This window comes from Mesorhizobium sp. W067 (genome assembly GCF_054719525.1).
The window spans coordinates 1,083,268-1,098,936 of sequence record NZ_JBTTII010000001.1 but is presented as its reverse complement, the minus strand read 5'-3'; the positions used below and the strand labels follow the sequence as shown (position 1 = coordinate 1,098,936).

At 63.6% G+C, this 15,669-nt stretch carries 16 protein-coding genes and 1 pseudogene; 5 read left to right on the top strand and 12 right to left on the bottom strand.

Going from position 1 to position 15,669, the window contains the following annotated elements:
• Nucleotides 1–197 precede the first annotated feature (197 nt).
• From ACYG97_RS05425 to hutI, 5 genes are read right to left on the bottom strand one after another with little or no spacing between them, the layout of a single operon-like run.
• On the bottom strand, nucleotides 198–797 hold the full coding sequence (locus ACYG97_RS05425) for a HutD/Ves family protein (protein ID WP_023734209.1): 600 nt from the start codon (nucleotides 795–797) through the stop codon (nucleotides 198–200).
• Between the two features lie 12 nt (nucleotides 798–809).
• Nucleotides 810–2,483 carry a urocanate hydratase gene (gene hutU / locus ACYG97_RS05420; RefSeq protein ID WP_198020713.1) on the bottom strand — a complete coding sequence of 558 codons (1,674 nt, stop codon included), beginning with the start codon at nucleotides 2,481–2,483 and terminating at the stop codon, nucleotides 810–812.
• Nucleotides 2,484–2,508: 25 nt separating this feature from the next.
• The gene (hutG, locus tag ACYG97_RS05415) at nucleotides 2,509–3,321 is read right to left on the bottom strand and encodes an N-formylglutamate deformylase (protein WP_023734211.1); all 813 of its coding nucleotides are present in this window, start codon (nucleotides 3,319–3,321) and stop codon (nucleotides 2,509–2,511) included.
• 1 nt (nucleotide 3,322) lies between these two features.
• Nucleotides 3,323–4,861, bottom strand: coding sequence for a histidine ammonia-lyase (gene hutH, locus ACYG97_RS05410; RefSeq protein WP_023734212.1), 1,539 nt, complete (start codon nucleotides 4,859–4,861; stop codon nucleotides 3,323–3,325).
• Nucleotides 4,858–6,093: an imidazolonepropionase gene (gene hutI, locus ACYG97_RS05405; protein WP_023734213.1), complete on the bottom strand. Its 1,236-nt coding sequence runs from the start codon at nucleotides 6,091–6,093 to the stop codon at nucleotides 4,858–4,860. Before hutI ends, hutH begins: the two co-directional genes overlap by 4 nt.
• An 88-nt stretch (nucleotides 6,094–6,181) precedes the next feature.
• On the opposite strand from hutI, the gene ACYG97_RS05400 reads away from it, so the two are divergent.
• The gene (locus tag ACYG97_RS05400; RefSeq protein ID WP_023734214.1) at nucleotides 6,182–7,534 is read left to right on the top strand and encodes a formimidoylglutamate deiminase; all 1,353 of its coding nucleotides are present in this window, start codon (nucleotides 6,182–6,184) and stop codon (nucleotides 7,532–7,534) included.
• Nucleotides 7,531–8,271 (top strand): histidine utilization repressor, encoded by a 741-nt coding sequence (hutC, locus tag ACYG97_RS05395; RefSeq protein WP_023724862.1) that lies wholly within the window; start codon nucleotides 7,531–7,533, stop codon nucleotides 8,269–8,271. Before ACYG97_RS05400 ends, hutC begins: the two co-directional genes overlap by 4 nt.
• Before the next feature lie 122 nt (nucleotides 8,272–8,393).
• Here the strand turns inward: hutC and ACYG97_RS05390 are convergent, their stop codons facing one another.
• Nucleotides 8,394–8,738 (bottom strand): RidA family protein, encoded by a 345-nt coding sequence (locus tag ACYG97_RS05390; RefSeq protein WP_023672906.1) that lies wholly within the window; start codon nucleotides 8,736–8,738, stop codon nucleotides 8,394–8,396.
• Between the two features lie 207 nt (nucleotides 8,739–8,945).
• On the opposite strand from ACYG97_RS05390, the gene ACYG97_RS05385 reads away from it, so the two are divergent.
• Nucleotides 8,946–9,284 carry a protein tyrosine phosphatase family protein gene (locus ACYG97_RS05385; RefSeq protein WP_023672907.1) on the top strand — a complete coding sequence of 113 codons (339 nt, stop codon included), beginning with the start codon at nucleotides 8,946–8,948 and terminating at the stop codon, nucleotides 9,282–9,284.
• 215 nt (nucleotides 9,285–9,499) lie between these two features.
• On the opposite strand, the gene ACYG97_RS05380 is transcribed toward ACYG97_RS05385, so the two are convergent.
• Nucleotides 9,500–9,967, bottom strand: coding sequence for an Lrp/AsnC family transcriptional regulator (locus ACYG97_RS05380; protein WP_023734215.1), 468 nt, complete (start codon nucleotides 9,965–9,967; stop codon nucleotides 9,500–9,502).
• A gap of 139 nt (nucleotides 9,968–10,106) precedes the next feature.
• Here ACYG97_RS05380 and hppD point away from each other — a divergent pair, with 139 nt between their 5' ends.
• Both hppD and ACYG97_RS05370 read left to right on the top strand, forming a co-directional pair.
• Nucleotides 10,107–11,222, top strand: coding sequence for a 4-hydroxyphenylpyruvate dioxygenase (hppD, locus tag ACYG97_RS05375; RefSeq protein WP_023711616.1), 1,116 nt, complete (start codon nucleotides 10,107–10,109; stop codon nucleotides 11,220–11,222).
• A gap of 122 nt (nucleotides 11,223–11,344) precedes the next feature.
• Nucleotides 11,345–11,458, top strand: a pseudogene (locus ACYG97_RS05370) (hypothetical protein); the annotation flags it as partial.
• A gap of 49 nt (nucleotides 11,459–11,507) precedes the next feature.
• On the opposite strand, the gene ACYG97_RS05365 reads toward ACYG97_RS05370, so the two are convergent.
• The 5 genes from ACYG97_RS05365 to hmgA are packed head-to-tail and all read right to left on the bottom strand — an operon-like array spanning nucleotide 11,508 to nucleotide 15,573.
• Complete coding sequence (locus tag ACYG97_RS05365; RefSeq protein ID WP_023734216.1) at nucleotides 11,508–12,044, bottom strand: DinB family protein; 537 nt, start codon at nucleotides 12,042–12,044, stop codon at nucleotides 11,508–11,510.
• Nucleotides 12,041–12,337, bottom strand: coding sequence for a hypothetical protein (locus tag ACYG97_RS05360; protein WP_023734217.1), 297 nt, complete (start codon nucleotides 12,335–12,337; stop codon nucleotides 12,041–12,043). Before ACYG97_RS05360 ends, ACYG97_RS05365 begins: the two co-directional genes overlap by 4 nt.
• Nucleotides 12,338–12,351: 14 nt before the next feature.
• Entirely contained in the window at nucleotides 12,352–13,365 is a 1,014-nt protein-coding gene (locus ACYG97_RS05355; RefSeq protein ID WP_023734218.1) for a fumarylacetoacetate hydrolase family protein, read from the bottom strand.
• Nucleotides 13,362–14,249 (bottom strand): MBL fold metallo-hydrolase, encoded by an 888-nt coding sequence (locus tag ACYG97_RS05350; RefSeq protein WP_023734219.1) that lies wholly within the window; start codon nucleotides 14,247–14,249, stop codon nucleotides 13,362–13,364. The genes ACYG97_RS05355 and ACYG97_RS05350 overlap by 4 nt, the downstream gene beginning before the upstream one ends.
• A 10-nt stretch (nucleotides 14,250–14,259) precedes the next feature.
• Entirely contained in the window at nucleotides 14,260–15,573 is a 1,314-nt protein-coding gene (hmgA, locus tag ACYG97_RS05345) for a homogentisate 1,2-dioxygenase (RefSeq protein ID WP_023730502.1), read from the bottom strand.
• Between the last annotated feature and the right edge of the window lie 96 nt (nucleotides 15,574–15,669).

Here is a 15,669-nt window from a genome sequence, read left to right as displayed (position 1 = left end):
GGCCGAAAGTTTTGCTTCGCACCACGCCAGAGGCGTTATCCCTTCGACATTTTAAGTGGGGCTTTCGACAACTCAAGGACGAGCACCCCTGCCCTCCCGTCCGCCTTGGAACGACGGAAGGATTCGGGCTTTTTCGTGATCCAGACAACAGCTTACGCCAGATTTCTCCGGCGTGCGATCATGTTTGGCAACAGGCGTTAATCGTTGTGCTGGCGGTGCGGCTGGCCCAGCCTGGCTATCCGGACGACGAACACGGTCGTCGGCCGTACCGGTTCAACCCGTAGTTTCGCCTGCGGACCGAGCAACAGCGTGTCGAGGGGTCCAAGACGAGACGATGTCGGGCCGCTGAGGCCGACCTCGCCGTCGAACGGCAGGATCAGGGTCATAGCGCTGGTCGGCCGGATATCGGTCGGAACCGAAACCATCAGACGCTCGACCGAGTGCGTGGCCCGCCCGCGGCGGGTCATGACGTTGAGATCGGTGATCGGACCGGAGATCAGCGCCGCCGAGGTCGGCACATCGGCCGGGAAGGACAGCGGGGCGGAAGCCGCCGTCACTTCGGCCGGCGGACGGCCGGCAATATCAAGCACGATACCCTCGCCTTCCAGCACGGCAAGCGTGCGGTCGACGCCGGCAAACCCCGAGAACGGGCCGCTGCCCTCGACTCGCGCCATGGAAACGCGCCAGTCGAAATCGTCCAGCCCGACGCCGTCCGGCGAGACGGCGATCTCGGTGGTCGTGCCGCCGCCATTCTTCCACGGCATGACGCGGTAGTCGGCGGCCCGTAGGATGCGCATCATTTAAGCCAATCAGCCTAAAATACCGGGCAGATTGAGCTGGTGCTCCTTCGCGCACTCGATGGCGATGTCGTAGCCGGCATCGGCGTGGCGCATGACGCCGGTCGCCGGATCGTTCCACAACACGCGCTCCAGGCGCCTTGCGGCGTCCGGCGTGCCGTCGGCGACGATGACCATGCCGGCATGCTGCGAGAAGCCCATGCCGACGCCGCCGCCATGATGCAGCGACACCCAGGTCGCGCCCGACGCGGTGTTGAGCAACGCATTGAGCAGCGGCCAGTCGGAGACGGCGTCGGAGCCGTCCTTCATCGCTTCCGTCTCGCGGTTCGGCGAAGCGACCGAGCCGGAATCGAGGTGGTCGCGGCCGATGACGACGGGCGCCTTCAGTTCGCCCCTGGCCACCATTTCGTTGAAGGCGAGGCCCAGCCTGTGGCGGTCGCCGAGGCCGACCCAGCAGATGCGCGCCGGCAGGCCCTGGAAGGCGATGCGCTCACGTGCCATGTCCAGCCAGTTGTGCAGATGGGTGTTGCCGGGGGTGAGTTCGCGCACCTTGGCGTCCGTCTTGTAGATATCCTTGGGATCGCCCGAAAGAGCAGCCCAGCGGAACGGGCCGATGCCACGGCAGAACAGCGGCCTTATATAGGCCGGCACGAAACCCGGGAAAGCAAAGGCGTTCTCGAAGCCTTCGTCCTTGGCGACCTGGCGGATGTTGTTGCCATAGTCGAGCGTCGGCACGCCGGCATTCCAGAACGCGACCATCGCCTCGACATGCTCGCGCATTGAGGCGCGGGCGGCCTTCTCGACAGCCTTGGGATCGGAGACGCGCTTCTCGCGCCACTCAGCCATCGTCCAGCCCTTGGGCAGATAGCCGTTAATCGGGTCATGCGCCGAGGTCTGGTCGGTGACCATGTCGGGGCGGATGCCCCGCTTGAACATTTCCGGCACGATGTCGGCCGCATTGCCGAGCAGGCCGACCGACTTCGCCTCGCCGGCCTTGGTCCAGCGCTCGATCATTTCCATCGCTTCGTCGAGCGTCTCGGCCTTCTCGTCGACATAGCGGGTGCGCAGCCGGAAATCGATCGAGTCCGGATTGCATTCGATGGCGAGGCAGCAGGCGCCGGCCATGACGGCGGCAAGCGGCTGGGCGCCGCCCATGCCGCCGAGGCCGCCGGTCAGGATCCATTTGCCCGTAAGGTTGCCATTGTAGTGCTGGCGGCCGGCCTCGACGAAGGTCTCGTAGGTGCCCTGCACGATGCCTTGCGTGCCGATATAGATCCAGGAGCCGGCCGTCATCTGGCCGTACATCATCAGGCCTTTTTTATCGAGCTCGTTGAATTTATCCCAGGTCGCCCAATGCGGCACGATGTTGGAGTTGGCGATCAGCACGCGCGGCGCATCGGTGTGCGTCCGGAAGACGCCGACCGGCTTGCCGGACTGGACCAGCAGCGTCTCGTCTTCATTGAGGGTCTTCAACGAGGCGACGATGCTGTCGAAATCGTTCCAGGTGCGCGCGGCCCGGCCGATGCCGCCATAGACGACGAGCTCATTGGGGTTTTCGGCGACATCGGGATCGAGGTTGTTCATCAGCATGCGCAGCGGCGCTTCGGTCGTCCAGTATTTGGCGTTGAGCTTGTCGCCGCGGGGCGCGCGCACTTCGCGGATGTTGTGGCGAGGATTGTTCATCATTGTCCCTTTGGAGTAAGGCGGCGTCTCAGCGCCCGGCCCAGTCAATGGCGGATTGGAGGATTTTCGTCAGTGTGGCGCGCATCGGCGCGGCGAACTCGGCATCATAAGGCACCGGCCAATTGTCCGGTTCGCCCTTGCCCTTGGGCTCGCGCAAATAGCCGCGATCGGCAAGTTCCATCTGCAGCGCATGGTAGCCGCCTTGCGGATTGCCGAAATAGCGGGTGATCCAGCCACCCTTGAAACGGCCGTTGATGACATTGCTTTCACCGCTCTCGGCCATGATCTGGCCAACCAGCGCCTGCAGCGTAGGATCCGCGGTCTGGCCGTCATTGGTGCCGAGATTGAACACCGGCAGCGTGCCGTAGAACAGGCGCGGCAGCACCGACCGGATCGAGTGGCAATCGTAAATGACGACCTTCTCATGCAGGCCGCGCAGCCTGACGGACTGAGCCGCCAGCATTTCATGGTAGGGCACGAAATACGCTATGCGGCGCTGGTCTATCTCCGATGGCGTCGGTTCCGCGCCGGGCAGATACAGCGGATCGCCGTCGAAGGTCTCGGTCGGGCATAGCGTCGTTGTCGTCTGCCCGGGATAGAGCGAGGCGCCGGAAGGATCGCGGTTGACATCGATGACGGTGCGCGAGATCGACGTGTGCACGACAGTCGCGCCAAGGCCGGCGGCAAAATCGTAGAGATTGTCGATCCACCAGTCGCAATCGCGGCGGCCGAGCCAGGGCGAGACCAGCCGATTGTCGATGCCGGCGAGATCGATACCCGTGTGCGGGATGGACACCAACAGGGGTGCCGTGCCTTCCGTCGCTGTCAGCCAGTCGGTCATGTCAGACTCCCGAGATCGAAGGCAATGTCACCGCGCTCGCAGCCTTGATGGCAGCGCCGCTGCGCACCAAGGCGATGGCTTTTTCCATGTCAGGGTGGAAATGCCGGTCATTGTCGAGATGCGGCACCTCGGCGCGGACCAGCTTGCGAACCGCTTCCAGAGCTGCACTCGACGCCAGCGGCGCATGGAAATCGCAGCCTTGCGCGGCGGCCAGGAGTTCGATGCCGATGACGGCCGTGGCGTTTTCGATCATGCCGATCAGCCGGCGAGCGCCGTGTGCGGCCATCGAGACATGGTCTTCCTGGTTGGCCGAGGTCGGGATGGAATCGACACTTGCCGGATAGGCCTTCTGCTTGTTCTCAGAGACGAGCGCCGCCGCCGTCACCTGCGGGATCATGAAGCCGGAGTTCAGGCCGGGCTTCGGCGTCAGGAAGGCCGGCATGCCGGACAGCGCGGGGTCTACCAGCATGGCGATGCGGCGCTCCGACAGCGAGCCGATCTCGCAGACGGCAAGCGCGATCATGTCGGCAGCGAAAGCCACCGGCTCGGCGTGGAAATTGCCGCCGGACAGCGCAGTATCGTCCTCGGCGAAGATCAGCGGATTGTCGGTGACGCCATTGGCCTCGGTGCCGAGCGTATCGGCGACCTGGCGCAGCACGTTGAGCGCCGCACCCATCACCTGCGGCTGGCAGCGCAGGCAGTACGGATCCTGCACGCGCTCATCGCCGACGCGGTGCGATTCACGAATGGCGCTGCCGGCCATCAGGTTGCGCAGCGCTTCCGCCGTCTCGATCTGGCCGGGATGTTTGCGCAGGAGATGGATGCGCCGATCGAAGGGCGCGTCCGAGCCCTTGGCAGCGTCGGTCGACAGCGCCCCGGCGACCAGCGCCGACTGATACAGCACTTCGGCCTCGAACAGAGCGGCCAGCGCGTAGGCGGTGGAAAACTGCGTGCCGTTGAGCAGCGCCAGACCTTCCTTGGCGCCGAGCGTCACGGGCTCCAGGCCGTGCGAGACGAAAGCGACCTTGGCCGGGAAGCGGCCATGCGGTGTAAAGCATTCGCCGACGCCGATCATCACCGCCGTCATGTGCGACAGCGGCGCGAGATCGCCGGAGGCGCCGACCGAGCCCTGCGCCGGCACCATGGGGATGACGTCGTTGGCCAGCATCGCTTCCAGCAACTCGATGGTTTGCGGCCGTACGCCCGACGCGCCCTGCGCAAGGCTGGCGAGCTTCAGCGCCATCATCAACCGAACCACAGCGACCGGCATCGGCTCGCCGACGCCGGCGGCATGCGACAAAACGATGTTGCGCTGCAAGGCCTCTAGATCCTCGGCCGGAATGCGGACGCTGGCCAGTTTGCCGAAGCCGGTATTGATACCATAGACCGGCTCGCCCTTGGCGACGATGCGGGCGACTGCCTCGCCGCTGGCCTTGATTTTTGGCCGGCAGGAGGCGTCGAGCTTCGGCACGGCGCCGCGATAGATAGCGCGCCAGTCGGCCAGCGTCGCATTGCCGGGCTTCAGGTTAAGTTCGGTCATTGTCCTCTCCAGATGCGGGCATGGAGCGGGTTGAAGCCCATGCGGTAGACGAGTTCGGCCGGACGCTCGATGTCCCAGATCGCCAGGTCGGCGGATTTTCCTGCCTCCAGCGTGCCGGTCTGGCCGAGCAATCCCAGCGCGCGGGCAGCCTCGCGAGTGGTGCCGGCCAGGCATTCCTCGACGGTCAGGCCGAAAAGCGTCGCGGCCATGTTCATGGTCAGAAGCAGCGAGGTCAGCGGCGACGTCCCGGGATTGTTGTCGGTGGCGACCGCCATCTTGACGCCGTGCCGGCGGAACAGGCCGACCGGCGGCTTCCTGGTTTCGCGGATGAAATAGTAGGCGCCGGGCAGGATGGCCGCCACGGTGCCGGCCTTGGCCATCGCTGCGGCGCCGGCCTCGTCGGTGTATTCGAGATGGTCGGCCGACAGCGCGCCATAGCGGGCGGCGAGTTCGGCGCCATGCAGGTTCGACAGCTGGTCGGCATGGAGCTTTACCGGCAGGCCAAGCGCCTTGGCCTTGTCGAACACGCGGGCGATTTGCTCCGGCGAGAAGGCAATGCCTTCGCAAAAGCCGTCTACGGCGTCAGCCAGGCCCCCGGCGGCGATTGCGGGCAGGATCGTGTTGGCGACGAGATCGACAAAAGCGTCCTTGTCGCCTTTTGCTTCCGGCGGCAGCGCATGCGCGCCGAGGAAGGTGGTGCGGACCGTGACCGGGCGTTGCTTGTCCAGCTGCCGCGCGGCGCGAAGCGACTTCTGTTCATTTTCGAGATCGAGCCCGTAACCCGACTTTACCTCTACCGTGGTGACGCCCTCGGCCATCAGCGCATCGAGGCGTGGCAGCGTCTGCGCAACCAGTTCGTCTTCGCTCGCGGCACGCAGGGATTTGACCGAGGAGACGATGCCGCCGCCGGCACGGGCGACTTCCTCATAGCTGGCGCCGGCCAGCCGCATCTCGAACTCGTTGGCACGGTTGCCGGCATGGATGAGATGGGTGTGGCAGTCGATCAGGCCGGGCGTAATCCAGCGGCCTTCGCAATCGGTAGTCTCGCCGCCCTGAGCCAACGCTGACGGCATCTCGGCTTCCGGACCGGCATAGACGATGACGCCGTCACGGGCGATGATCGCGCCCTTGTCGACAATGCCCAGTCCGGCAACGCCTTCGGCCATGGTCGCCAGGCGCGCATTACGCCAAAGCTGAAGGCCCCCTGCCCGGCTTTTGTCTTGTGCCGCCATCATCTTTTTCCGTTGCTTGGATGGCGATTATGTATATACATATTGAAACGCGCTGCAAGTGCATTGTTGATGGAATGCGGAGAAAAACGTGACGGCGATCTTTGCGGAACAGGTGCTGCTGGCCGATGGCTGGCATGACAAGGTGCGGATCTCGCTGAGCGGCGGTCAGATCGCGAAGGTGGAGCCAGGTTCTTCACCGCGGAGCGGTGACGAACGCCACGCCATTCTGGTGCCCGGCATGCCGAACCTGCACAGCCACGCCTTCCAGCGCGGCATGGCCGGGCTTGCCGAACTGCGCGGTCCCTCCGCCGACAGCTTCTGGAGCTGGCGCGAGGTGATGTACCGCTTCGCGCTGTCGATGACGCCGGACCAGGTCGAGGCGGTCGCCGCCCAGCTTTATGTCGAAATGCTGGAGGCCGGATTCTCGCGCGTCGGCGAATTTCATTATCTCCACCACGATCGCGACGGAAAACCATATGCCAACCTTGCCGAGATGGCCGAACGTATTGCCGCGGCCGCCGGCGAAACCGGGATCGGCCTGACGCTGCTGCCGGTGTTTTATGCCCATTCGTCCTTCAGCGGCGCTGCGCCCAACGAAGGCCAGCGGCGATTCATCAACAATGTGAATCGGTTCGAACGCTTGCTTGAGAAAAGCCGCGAATCGGTTCGTGCGTTGAATCAGGCTGTCGTTGGCGTCGCCCCGCACAGCCTGCGCGCCGCGACGCCGGAGGAACTCAGCGCTGTTGCCGCCATTGCGCCGGACGGACCGATCCACATCCACGTCGCCGAGCAGGTGAAGGAGGTCGAGGATTGCCTGGCGTGGTCGGGTGCGCGACCGGTCGAATGGCTGCTCGCCAATGCCGGGATCGACAAGCGTTGGTGCCTGATCCACGCCACCCACATGACCGAGGATGAGACAACCGGCATGGCCAGAAGCGGCGCCATTGCCGGGCTTTGCCCGATCACCGAGGCCAATCTCGGCGACGGCACCTTTTCAGCACCTCTGTTCATCGAACATGGCGGCCGCTTCGGCGTCGGCTCGGATTCCAACGTGCTGATCGGCCTGCCGGATGAATTGCGCCAGCTCGAATATTCGCAGCGCCTCGCACACCGCGCCCGCAATGTGCTGGCGGTGGCCGGCGGCTCGACCGGGCGGGCTCTGTTCGACGCGGCCCGCGATGGCGGCAGCACTGCACTCGGCGCCGGCCCGTCGCGGATCGCCGCCGGTGCCGCAGCCGATTTCGTCTCACTCGACGAAAATCATCCTTCGCTGGCCGGAAAAAGTGGCGATGCGATCCTCGACGCCTGGATCTTTGCCAATGGCGGCAAGGTCGATTGCGTCTGGGTGCACGGAAAAAAACAAGTCAGCGGCGGCCGGCATGCAGCGCGTGAGACGATCGCCGAGCGCTTTCGCCATGTGATGACGGCGCTTTCGGCATGAGCATATCAGAGACAGCGGCGGTGGAAGGCGGCGGTTCGCTGCACCAGCGCATCCTGTCCGACATCAGCGAGAAAATAATGTCCGGCGCCTGGGCGCCGGGTCACCGCATCCCGTTCGAGCACGAGTTGACGGCCGAATACAATTGCTCGCGCATGACAGTGAACAAGGCGCTGTCGCAACTGGCCAAGGCCGGGCTGATAGAGCGCCGCCGCCGTTCGGGCAGCTTTGTCCGCCAGCCGCAGTCGCAGGCCGCGGTGCTGGAAATCCACGACATCAGGATCGAGGTTGAGTCGCTTGGCCTGGCTTATCGTTACGAGCGCTTGGCGCGGCAGAAAAGGCGCAGCAGCGCCGAGGATCGCGCCTTGCTGGAACTGGACGCAGCCGGACAGGTGCTGGCGCTTGAATGCCGGCATTTCGCCGGCAAGCGGCCATTCGCGCACGAACAGCGGCTGATCAATCTCGCCGCCGTCGCGGAAGCCGCCGAGGAGGAGTTTCTCGACATCGCCCCCGGCCCTTGGCTGATCGGCCGCGTGCCATGGAGCGAGGCAGAGCACCGTATCCGCGCGGTCGCGGCCGACAGACATATTGCCGAAGCGCTCGACATCGCAACCGGCGCGCCCTGCCTGGTGGTCGAGCGCCGAACCTGGAGCGCCGAGCACCCGGTGACGCAGGTGAGGTTCACTTATGCCGCGGAGAGCCACACGCTGGTGGCGCGGTTCAGGCCTTCGCAGGGGTAGCTCCTTTACCCTCCCCCTTGTGGGGAGGGTCGCTGCGAAGCAGCGGGGTGGGGGTCGGCGCCAGCCCCCCGCCCGGACCTTCGGTCCGACCTCCCCACAAGGGGGAGGTAGAAGGCTGCACTTTAAATCGCCGCCGTAACGATAATCTCGACAGTGTATTCCGGCCCTGCAAGCTTGGCCTCACCCGTGGCGCGGGCGGGCGTGTTGCCTTGCGGGACCCACTTGTCCCATTCCTTGTTCATCTCGGCGAAGGTGCCCATATCGGCCAGCCAGATGATCGCCTGCAGGATCTTGGTCTTGTCAGTGCCGGCCTTGGCCAGCAGTTCGTCGATAGATGCGAGGATCGACCTCGTCTGTTCGCCAACGCTGGCGCCGGGCGTTCCGACCTGGCCGGCGAGATAGACGGTGTTGCCGTGGATGACGATCTGGCTCATGCGCGGGCCAACATCGATGCGACGAATGCTCATGGGATGGTTCCTTCGTTTGTCGGTGCGCCTGTTTAGAGTCGCTGCCGGCTTCGGGCAAGGCCAACAGCGCGAAACCTCTTGAGCCTGGGTTGGATCTTAGACCGCAAATGTCTATCTGCGCCGAGGTATTTCTTTCCGGCGCGGATTGCCGACCTCGTGTGAGAGTGGCAAGACTTCGCGCCAAACCAGGTTGAGAGGATGAGAGCCATGGAATATCGAGAAATCAGCGAGGACTATTCGGTCTCGGGCCAGATCCAGCCCGAAGATGCCGCCGCCATCAAGGAAGCCGGTTTCAAGAGCGTGATCTGCAACCGGCCGGATGACGAGCAGCCCGACCAGCCTTCGGCCGACAGCGTCAAGGCGGCGGTCGAAGCCGCGGGGCTGGCCTTCCGCTACATCCCGGTAATCAGCGGCCAGATCACAGCCGAGAATGTCGAAGATCAGGCCGAAGCGCTCGACGCGCTCGAAGGCCCGGTATTTGCTTATTGCCGCTCCGGCGCGCGCTGCACCAATCTCTACGGGCTGATTCAGCAGTCCAAGGGGTGAGCATCCTGAGGCGCTGGCGATCCCTCACACCCCCCTCTGTCCTGCCGGACATCTCCCCCGGGGGGAGATCGGATGTCGCCTTCGCTCTTCGCCAATCGCCGACGTTGCAGGATGAGCGCTGGACAAAGCTGCTGATCTCCTCCTTGCGGGGGAGATGGCCGGCAGGCCAGAGAGGGGTGCTGTCTCGCCGACGTATCAACTGAAACTCTCTCAAACTAGATCGGCAGCGCGCCGGTCTCCTTCAGCGTCTCCAACACGATCGCCGTCTTCACATGCTGCACGGATTCGTGCGGCAGGAGCACACCGTTGACGAATTCCGACAATGATTTCAGATCGGGCGTCACCACCTTCAAGATATAATCCATCTCGCCGGTCAGCGCGTGCGCCTCCTGCACCTCCGGCAGCCGCGCCAGCAGCTCGCCGAAGCGCCTGGCATTGTCGCGGTTATGGGTGGCGAGCGTCACCGAGATGACGTTGACCAGCGAGAAGCCGAGCTTGTCGCGGTCGAGCACGGCGCGATAGCCCTTGATGTAGCCGTCTTCCTCCAGCCGCTGGCGGCGGCGTGAGCATTGCGATGCCGACAGGTTCACGCGCTCCGAGAGATCGTTGTTGGTGAGCCGCGCGTCGCCCTGCAAGAGAGCCATTATCTTGCGGTCAAATTGATCGATGCGCGCTTCATTCATCGATTCATCTCCAATCATGCATTAATTACGCACGAGATGATCATTTCAAGCGTTTGAATGCAAGCACTGTGCGGTCACTTCGCACTATCATGCGTCATCTCGTGGTCCGATGCGGCCACCATCCGTTTGGAGGAATGCCATGGGTCCCTTCCCGCACGACGCCCCGCCCGCAAAGATCAGCAAGGAAAACCCCGCCGGCACCGACGGTTTCGAGTTCGTCGAGTTCGCGCATGCGGAGCCGCAGAAGCTAGCAGAACTGTTCACCCGCATGGGCTATGTCGCGATGGCCAAGCACCGCACGAAGGACATCACCGTCTGGCGCCAGGGCGATATCAACTATGTCGTCAATGCCGAACCGGGCTCGCATGCGATGAAGTTCGTCGACAAACACGGCCCTTGCGCCGCCTCGATGGCCTGGCGTGTTGTCGATGCCAAGCACGCATTCGAGCATGCGGTATCGAAAGGCGCCACGCCCTACGACGGCAACGACAAGGCGCTCGACGTGCCGGCCATTGTCGGCATTGGCGGCTCGCTGCTCTATTTCATCGAAGCCTATGGCAAGAAGGGCTCGGCCTATGATGCCGAGTTCGAGTGGCTGGGCGAACGCGACCCGCGGCCGCAAGGCGTCGGCTTCTATTTCCTCGACCACCTCACCCACAATGTCTATCGCGGCCAGATGGACAAATGGTGGGACTTTTATCGCGAGCTGTTCGGCTTCAAGCAGATCCATTTCTTCGACATCGACGGCAAGATCACCGGCCTGGTCAGCCGCGCCATCACCTCGCCCTGCGGCAAGATCCGCATTCCGCTAAATGAATCCAAGGACGACACCAGCCAGATCGCCGAATACCTGAAGAAGTACAATGGCGAAGGCATCCAGCATATCGCCGTCGGCACCGACGACATCTACGCCGCCACCGACAAGCTTGCCGACAACGGGCTGAAGTTCATGCCCGGTCCGCCGGAGACCTACTACGACATGTCGTACAACAGGGTGAACGGGCATGACGAGCCGATCGAGCGGATGAAGAAGCACGGCATCCTGATCGACGGCGAAGGCGTGGTCGACGGCGGCATGACCAAGATCCTGCTGCAGATATTCTCCAAAACCGTGATCGGCCCGATCTTCTTCGAATTCATCCAGAGGAAGGGCGACGAAGGTTTTGGCGAAGGCAATTTCCGCGCGCTGTTCGAGTCGATCGAGCAGGACCAGATCAAGCGCGGCGTAATCAAGGTCGATGGCAAGGCGGCGTGAACCCCCGTTTTCGGCTCGATCGGCCTTGATCTAAGTTTCGATCAAAAGGGTCAAGCCGTGAACGTCTCCATAACCGAAGCAAAGGCCAACTATCGGAACTCGTCGGCCGCGCGGAGGCCGGCGAGGAGATAGTCATCACTCGTCACGGCAAGATCGCGGCGCGGCTCGTGGCACCAAGTTCGAGAAGACTTGTTGTCGCGCATAGGTGCCCTGAAGGGCAAGATTTGGATTTCTGACGATTTCGACAAACTCGGCCCTGAATGGAACGAGTACACCAGATAAAGGTCAGAGGCCCAGCCGCTCGACCTCCTCCTTCCTCACCTTCAAATCATAATCGAGCAAAAACTCGTCCAGCTGCGGCGGCGCGACCGAGCTGCCCGAGAGCATCGCGTGAACCTGGCCGCGATGGTGGATGTCGTGCAGGAAGACATGGGCGAGAATGTCGCCGATCTTTTCGGGGATCATGCCGTCCTCGCGCCGGTCCGTGATGACCTGACGGTCGAGATCCGCCTCCGACAGCTTCTCGCAAAAGGCGATTAGGCGTCGATCTGCTGCGACCTGGGCGGCAAACAGCGCCTGCGGCACATCGAACGGCACGTAGTCGTCATAAGCGGCCGCACCGACTCCGCCTTCTTCGAGAAAATCGAGATAGAGATGATCGACCGCGAGGATGTGGTTGAGCGTTGCCTTGATCGACGGGAAGAAGCTGGTGCGCTCGGCTTCGAATTCGCCGGGCTTTAGCTGCAGCACGGCGCGATAGAGCCGGTCGTTCGACCAGAGATTGTTGCCGGCCATGCGGATGAAATGCTCGAGCAGGGTCACGCGTTCATTCGTCTGATCAGGCCAATGCCAGCCGCCATCACCGCGAAGCCGGCGACAACGATCAGCAGCAGCCGGTTCATGCGCCGCCGCGTCGCCTGCGTCTCCTCGTCCCGCGCCACATTGGTGTTGGTGATGGTGTGGAACATCATCGCCTTGCGCGGGTAGCCGCTGCGGTTGGTCAGATCGGGCGAGCGCGCCTCGATGCGGTAGCTCAGCCGGATCGCCTGGATGAAGACCACCAGAATGGCCAACGCCCAGACGCCGGCCAGCAGGTAGAACGCCTCGCCCGTCATTGCATTGCCCCCTCTTATGCCTGGGACTTCTCGACCTTCTGCTCGATGGCGCCGAAGATCGAGTTTCCGCTTTTATTCTTCATCTCGATACGCACTGTATCGCCAAAGCGCAGGAACGGCGTCTTGGGCTCGCCAGACTCAATGGTCTCGATCATGCGCAGTTCAGCGATGCAGGAATAGCCGGCGCCGCCGGCCGCCACCGGTTTGCCCGACCCGCCATCCAGCTTGTTGGAGACGGTGCCGGAGCCGATGATGGTGCCGGCAACCAGCGGCCGTGTCTTTGCGGCATGGGCAATCAGCGCCGGGAAGTCGAAGGTCATGTCGACGCCGGCATTGGCACGGCCGAACGGCTTGCCGTTGACGTCGGCGAGCAGAGGCAGGTTGACCTTGCCGCCATCCCAGGCGTCGCCGAGTTCGTCCGGCGTCACCGCCACCGGCGAAAAAGCCGAGGACGGCTTCGACTGGAAGAAGCCAAACCCCTTGGCGAGTTCGGGTCCGGTGAGCGCGCGCAGCGTCACATCATTGACCAGCATGACCAGCCGGATCGCAGCGCGCGCCTGGTCGAGGCTGGCGCCTATCGGCACATCGTCGACGACGACGGCGACCTCCGCCTCCATGTCGATGCCGAAGGCTTCGTCCGCCGCGCGGATCGGCTCGCGCGGCGCGATAAAGGAATCCGAGCCACCCTGATAGATCAGCGGATCGGTCCAGAAGCTTGCCGGCATCTCGGCGCCGCGGGCTTTGCGCACCAGTTCGACATGGTTCACATAGGCAGAACCATCGGCCCATTGATAGGCGCGCGGCAGCGGCGAATGGGCGTCATGCTCATGGAAGCGTGCCGACGGCACCGCATTGTTCTCCAGCGATTCGGCGATCGTCGCCAGGTGCGGCGAAATCCGCTGCCAGTCGTCGAGTGCGGCCTGCAGCGTGCGCGCCAGGAACGAGGCGTCGGTGAAGCGCGTCAGGTCGCGCGAGACGACGACAAGCTTTCCGTCGCGCGTCCCGTCCCTCAATGTGGCAAGCTTCATGCGGTTTCCTCTCCTGATGCGGCTTTGGCGCCGTCTAAGTTCACAACAAGGCCGTCGCGGGCAATCGTCAAGTCACCCACCCACGATTTCCTGACAGCAGCCTCCCAGTCGGCCTCGCCGATCTCGGGATCATCGGCCGGAATGAGGTGGTTGAGCACCAGCCTCTTCACCCCAGCATCGCTGGCGATGCGACCTGCCTGCTCGGCAAATGAGTGGCTGGCAAGCAGATGCTCTTTCAGCCGCGCGCCATTGCCGGTCCTGGCGACCAGCCCCTCGATGCCTTCTTGTAGCATGGCCTCATGGACGAGAATGTCGGCATTTCGGGCAAAGCCTGCGAGCGGCGGAAAGAAGGCTGTGTCGGCCGAGAACACGACGCTATTCGCACCATGCTCGAAGCGCAGCGCGAAACAGTCGGTCACCGGCGGATGGTCGACGCGCAGTGCCGAGACCTTCAGGCCGCCCTTCGAGAGAATCTCGCCCTCGCCGAATTCGACGATCGAAACCAGATCGCGAATGTCCGGCCTGCCCTCATCGACGATGCGAATTTCGATGTCGAACTCCATCGCCTGGCAGAAACGGCGCCAGTATTGGTCGGTGCCGGGCGGTCCGAACAGCGTCACCGGGCTGGCGAGCCCGGCGGTCCAGGCGGTGTGGAGCAACGGGCCCAGTTCCAGCACATGGTCGGAATGCAGATGGGTGATGAAGACCAGGTCGAGCGCCTTCAGGCTGACGGCGGAATCGACCAGACCGCGCGTGACGCCGAGCCCGCAATCGACGACAATGGTTCGCCCGCCCAGTTCCAGCAGCGACGAACTCGGCCACGGCCCGCCCGGCCGCAATGCCGGGCCGCCTTTCGAGCCGAGAAGCAGCAGCCGGTCGCTCATCGGGCTGATCTCAAGACCAGTCGCCCTCCACAGTGCCGTTGAAGCGCTTCTTCAGATCGGACCAGCAGTCGATGTAATTGTCCTGCCTTGTTTCAAGCTCGGCGCCGTAGCGGGTCAGCATTTGCGGGAATCGGGTCTCGAACATGAACGCCATCGTATTGTCGAGCTTGACCGGTTTCAGCTCGGAGCGCGAGGCCTTTTCGAAGCCAGGCGCGTCGGGGCCGTGGGCCAGCATCAGATTGTGCAGGCTGATGCCGCCCGGGACAAAACCTTCCTCCTTGGCGTCATACTGGCCTTGGATCAGGCCCATGAACTCGCTCATGATGTTGCGGTGGTACCAGGGCGGCCGGAACGTATCTTCCGCCACCAGCCAGCGCGGCGGGAAGATGACGAAGTCGATGTTGGCGGTGCCTTCCTCGCCGCTCGGCGCCGTCAGCACGGTGAAGATCGACGGATCGGGATGGTCGAACAGGATGGCGCCGACCGGCGAAAACGTCGCCAGATCATATTTGTAGGGCGCATAGTTGCCGTGCCAGGCGACGACGTCGAGCGGCGAATGGCCGATCTCGGTGACGTTGAAATTGCCGCACCATTTCACCGTCAGCCGGCACGGCGTCTCCTTCTCCTCGAACCAGGCGCTGGGCGTCTTGAAGTCGCGTGGGTTGGCCAGGCAGTTGGCGCCAATCGGGCCGCGGTCGGGCAGCGTCAGCTTGGCGCCGTAATTCTCGCAGACATAGCCGCGCACTTCCTTGTCGGCGAGCTCGACCTTGAACACCAGACCGCGCGGCAGCACGGCGATCTCGCCGGGCCGAAGCTCGATGACGCCCATCTCGGTGACAAAGCGCAAGGCACCGACCTGGGGGACAATCAGTAACTCGCCGTCGGCGTTGAAGAAATGGTCGTCGACCATCGAGCGGTTGGCGACATAGACATGCGCCGCCATGCCGCTTTGGCCCAGCACGTCGCCGGCGGTGGTGATGGTGCGCATCCCTTGAATGAAATCGGTCGGCTCCTTCGGCATCGGCACCGGGTTCCAGCGGTACTGGCCGAGCGCCAGCTCGTGGTCGCCGACATTGGGAGCGGTCTTCCACAGGGGATAGCTCGCCGCCTTGAAGCGGCCGGTGTGTTTGACGCTCGGCCGGATGCGGTAGAGCCAGGAGCGCTCATTGGTGCCGCGCGGGGCGGTGAAGGGCGAGCCCGAGAGCTGCTCGGCATAAAGTCCGTAAGCCGGCCGCTGCGGGGAATTGCGCCCTTGCGGCAGCGAGCCGGGCAGCGTTTCGGTCTCAAAATCATTGCCGAAGCCCGGCATGTAGGAAAATTCCATCCGATCCTCCCTGATCCCGACCGCCGCGAAGCGCGGCCTGCCGGCGATGTTGACCAAACTGGTTTCATTTGTAACCATCGAAAATGTAACTATCAA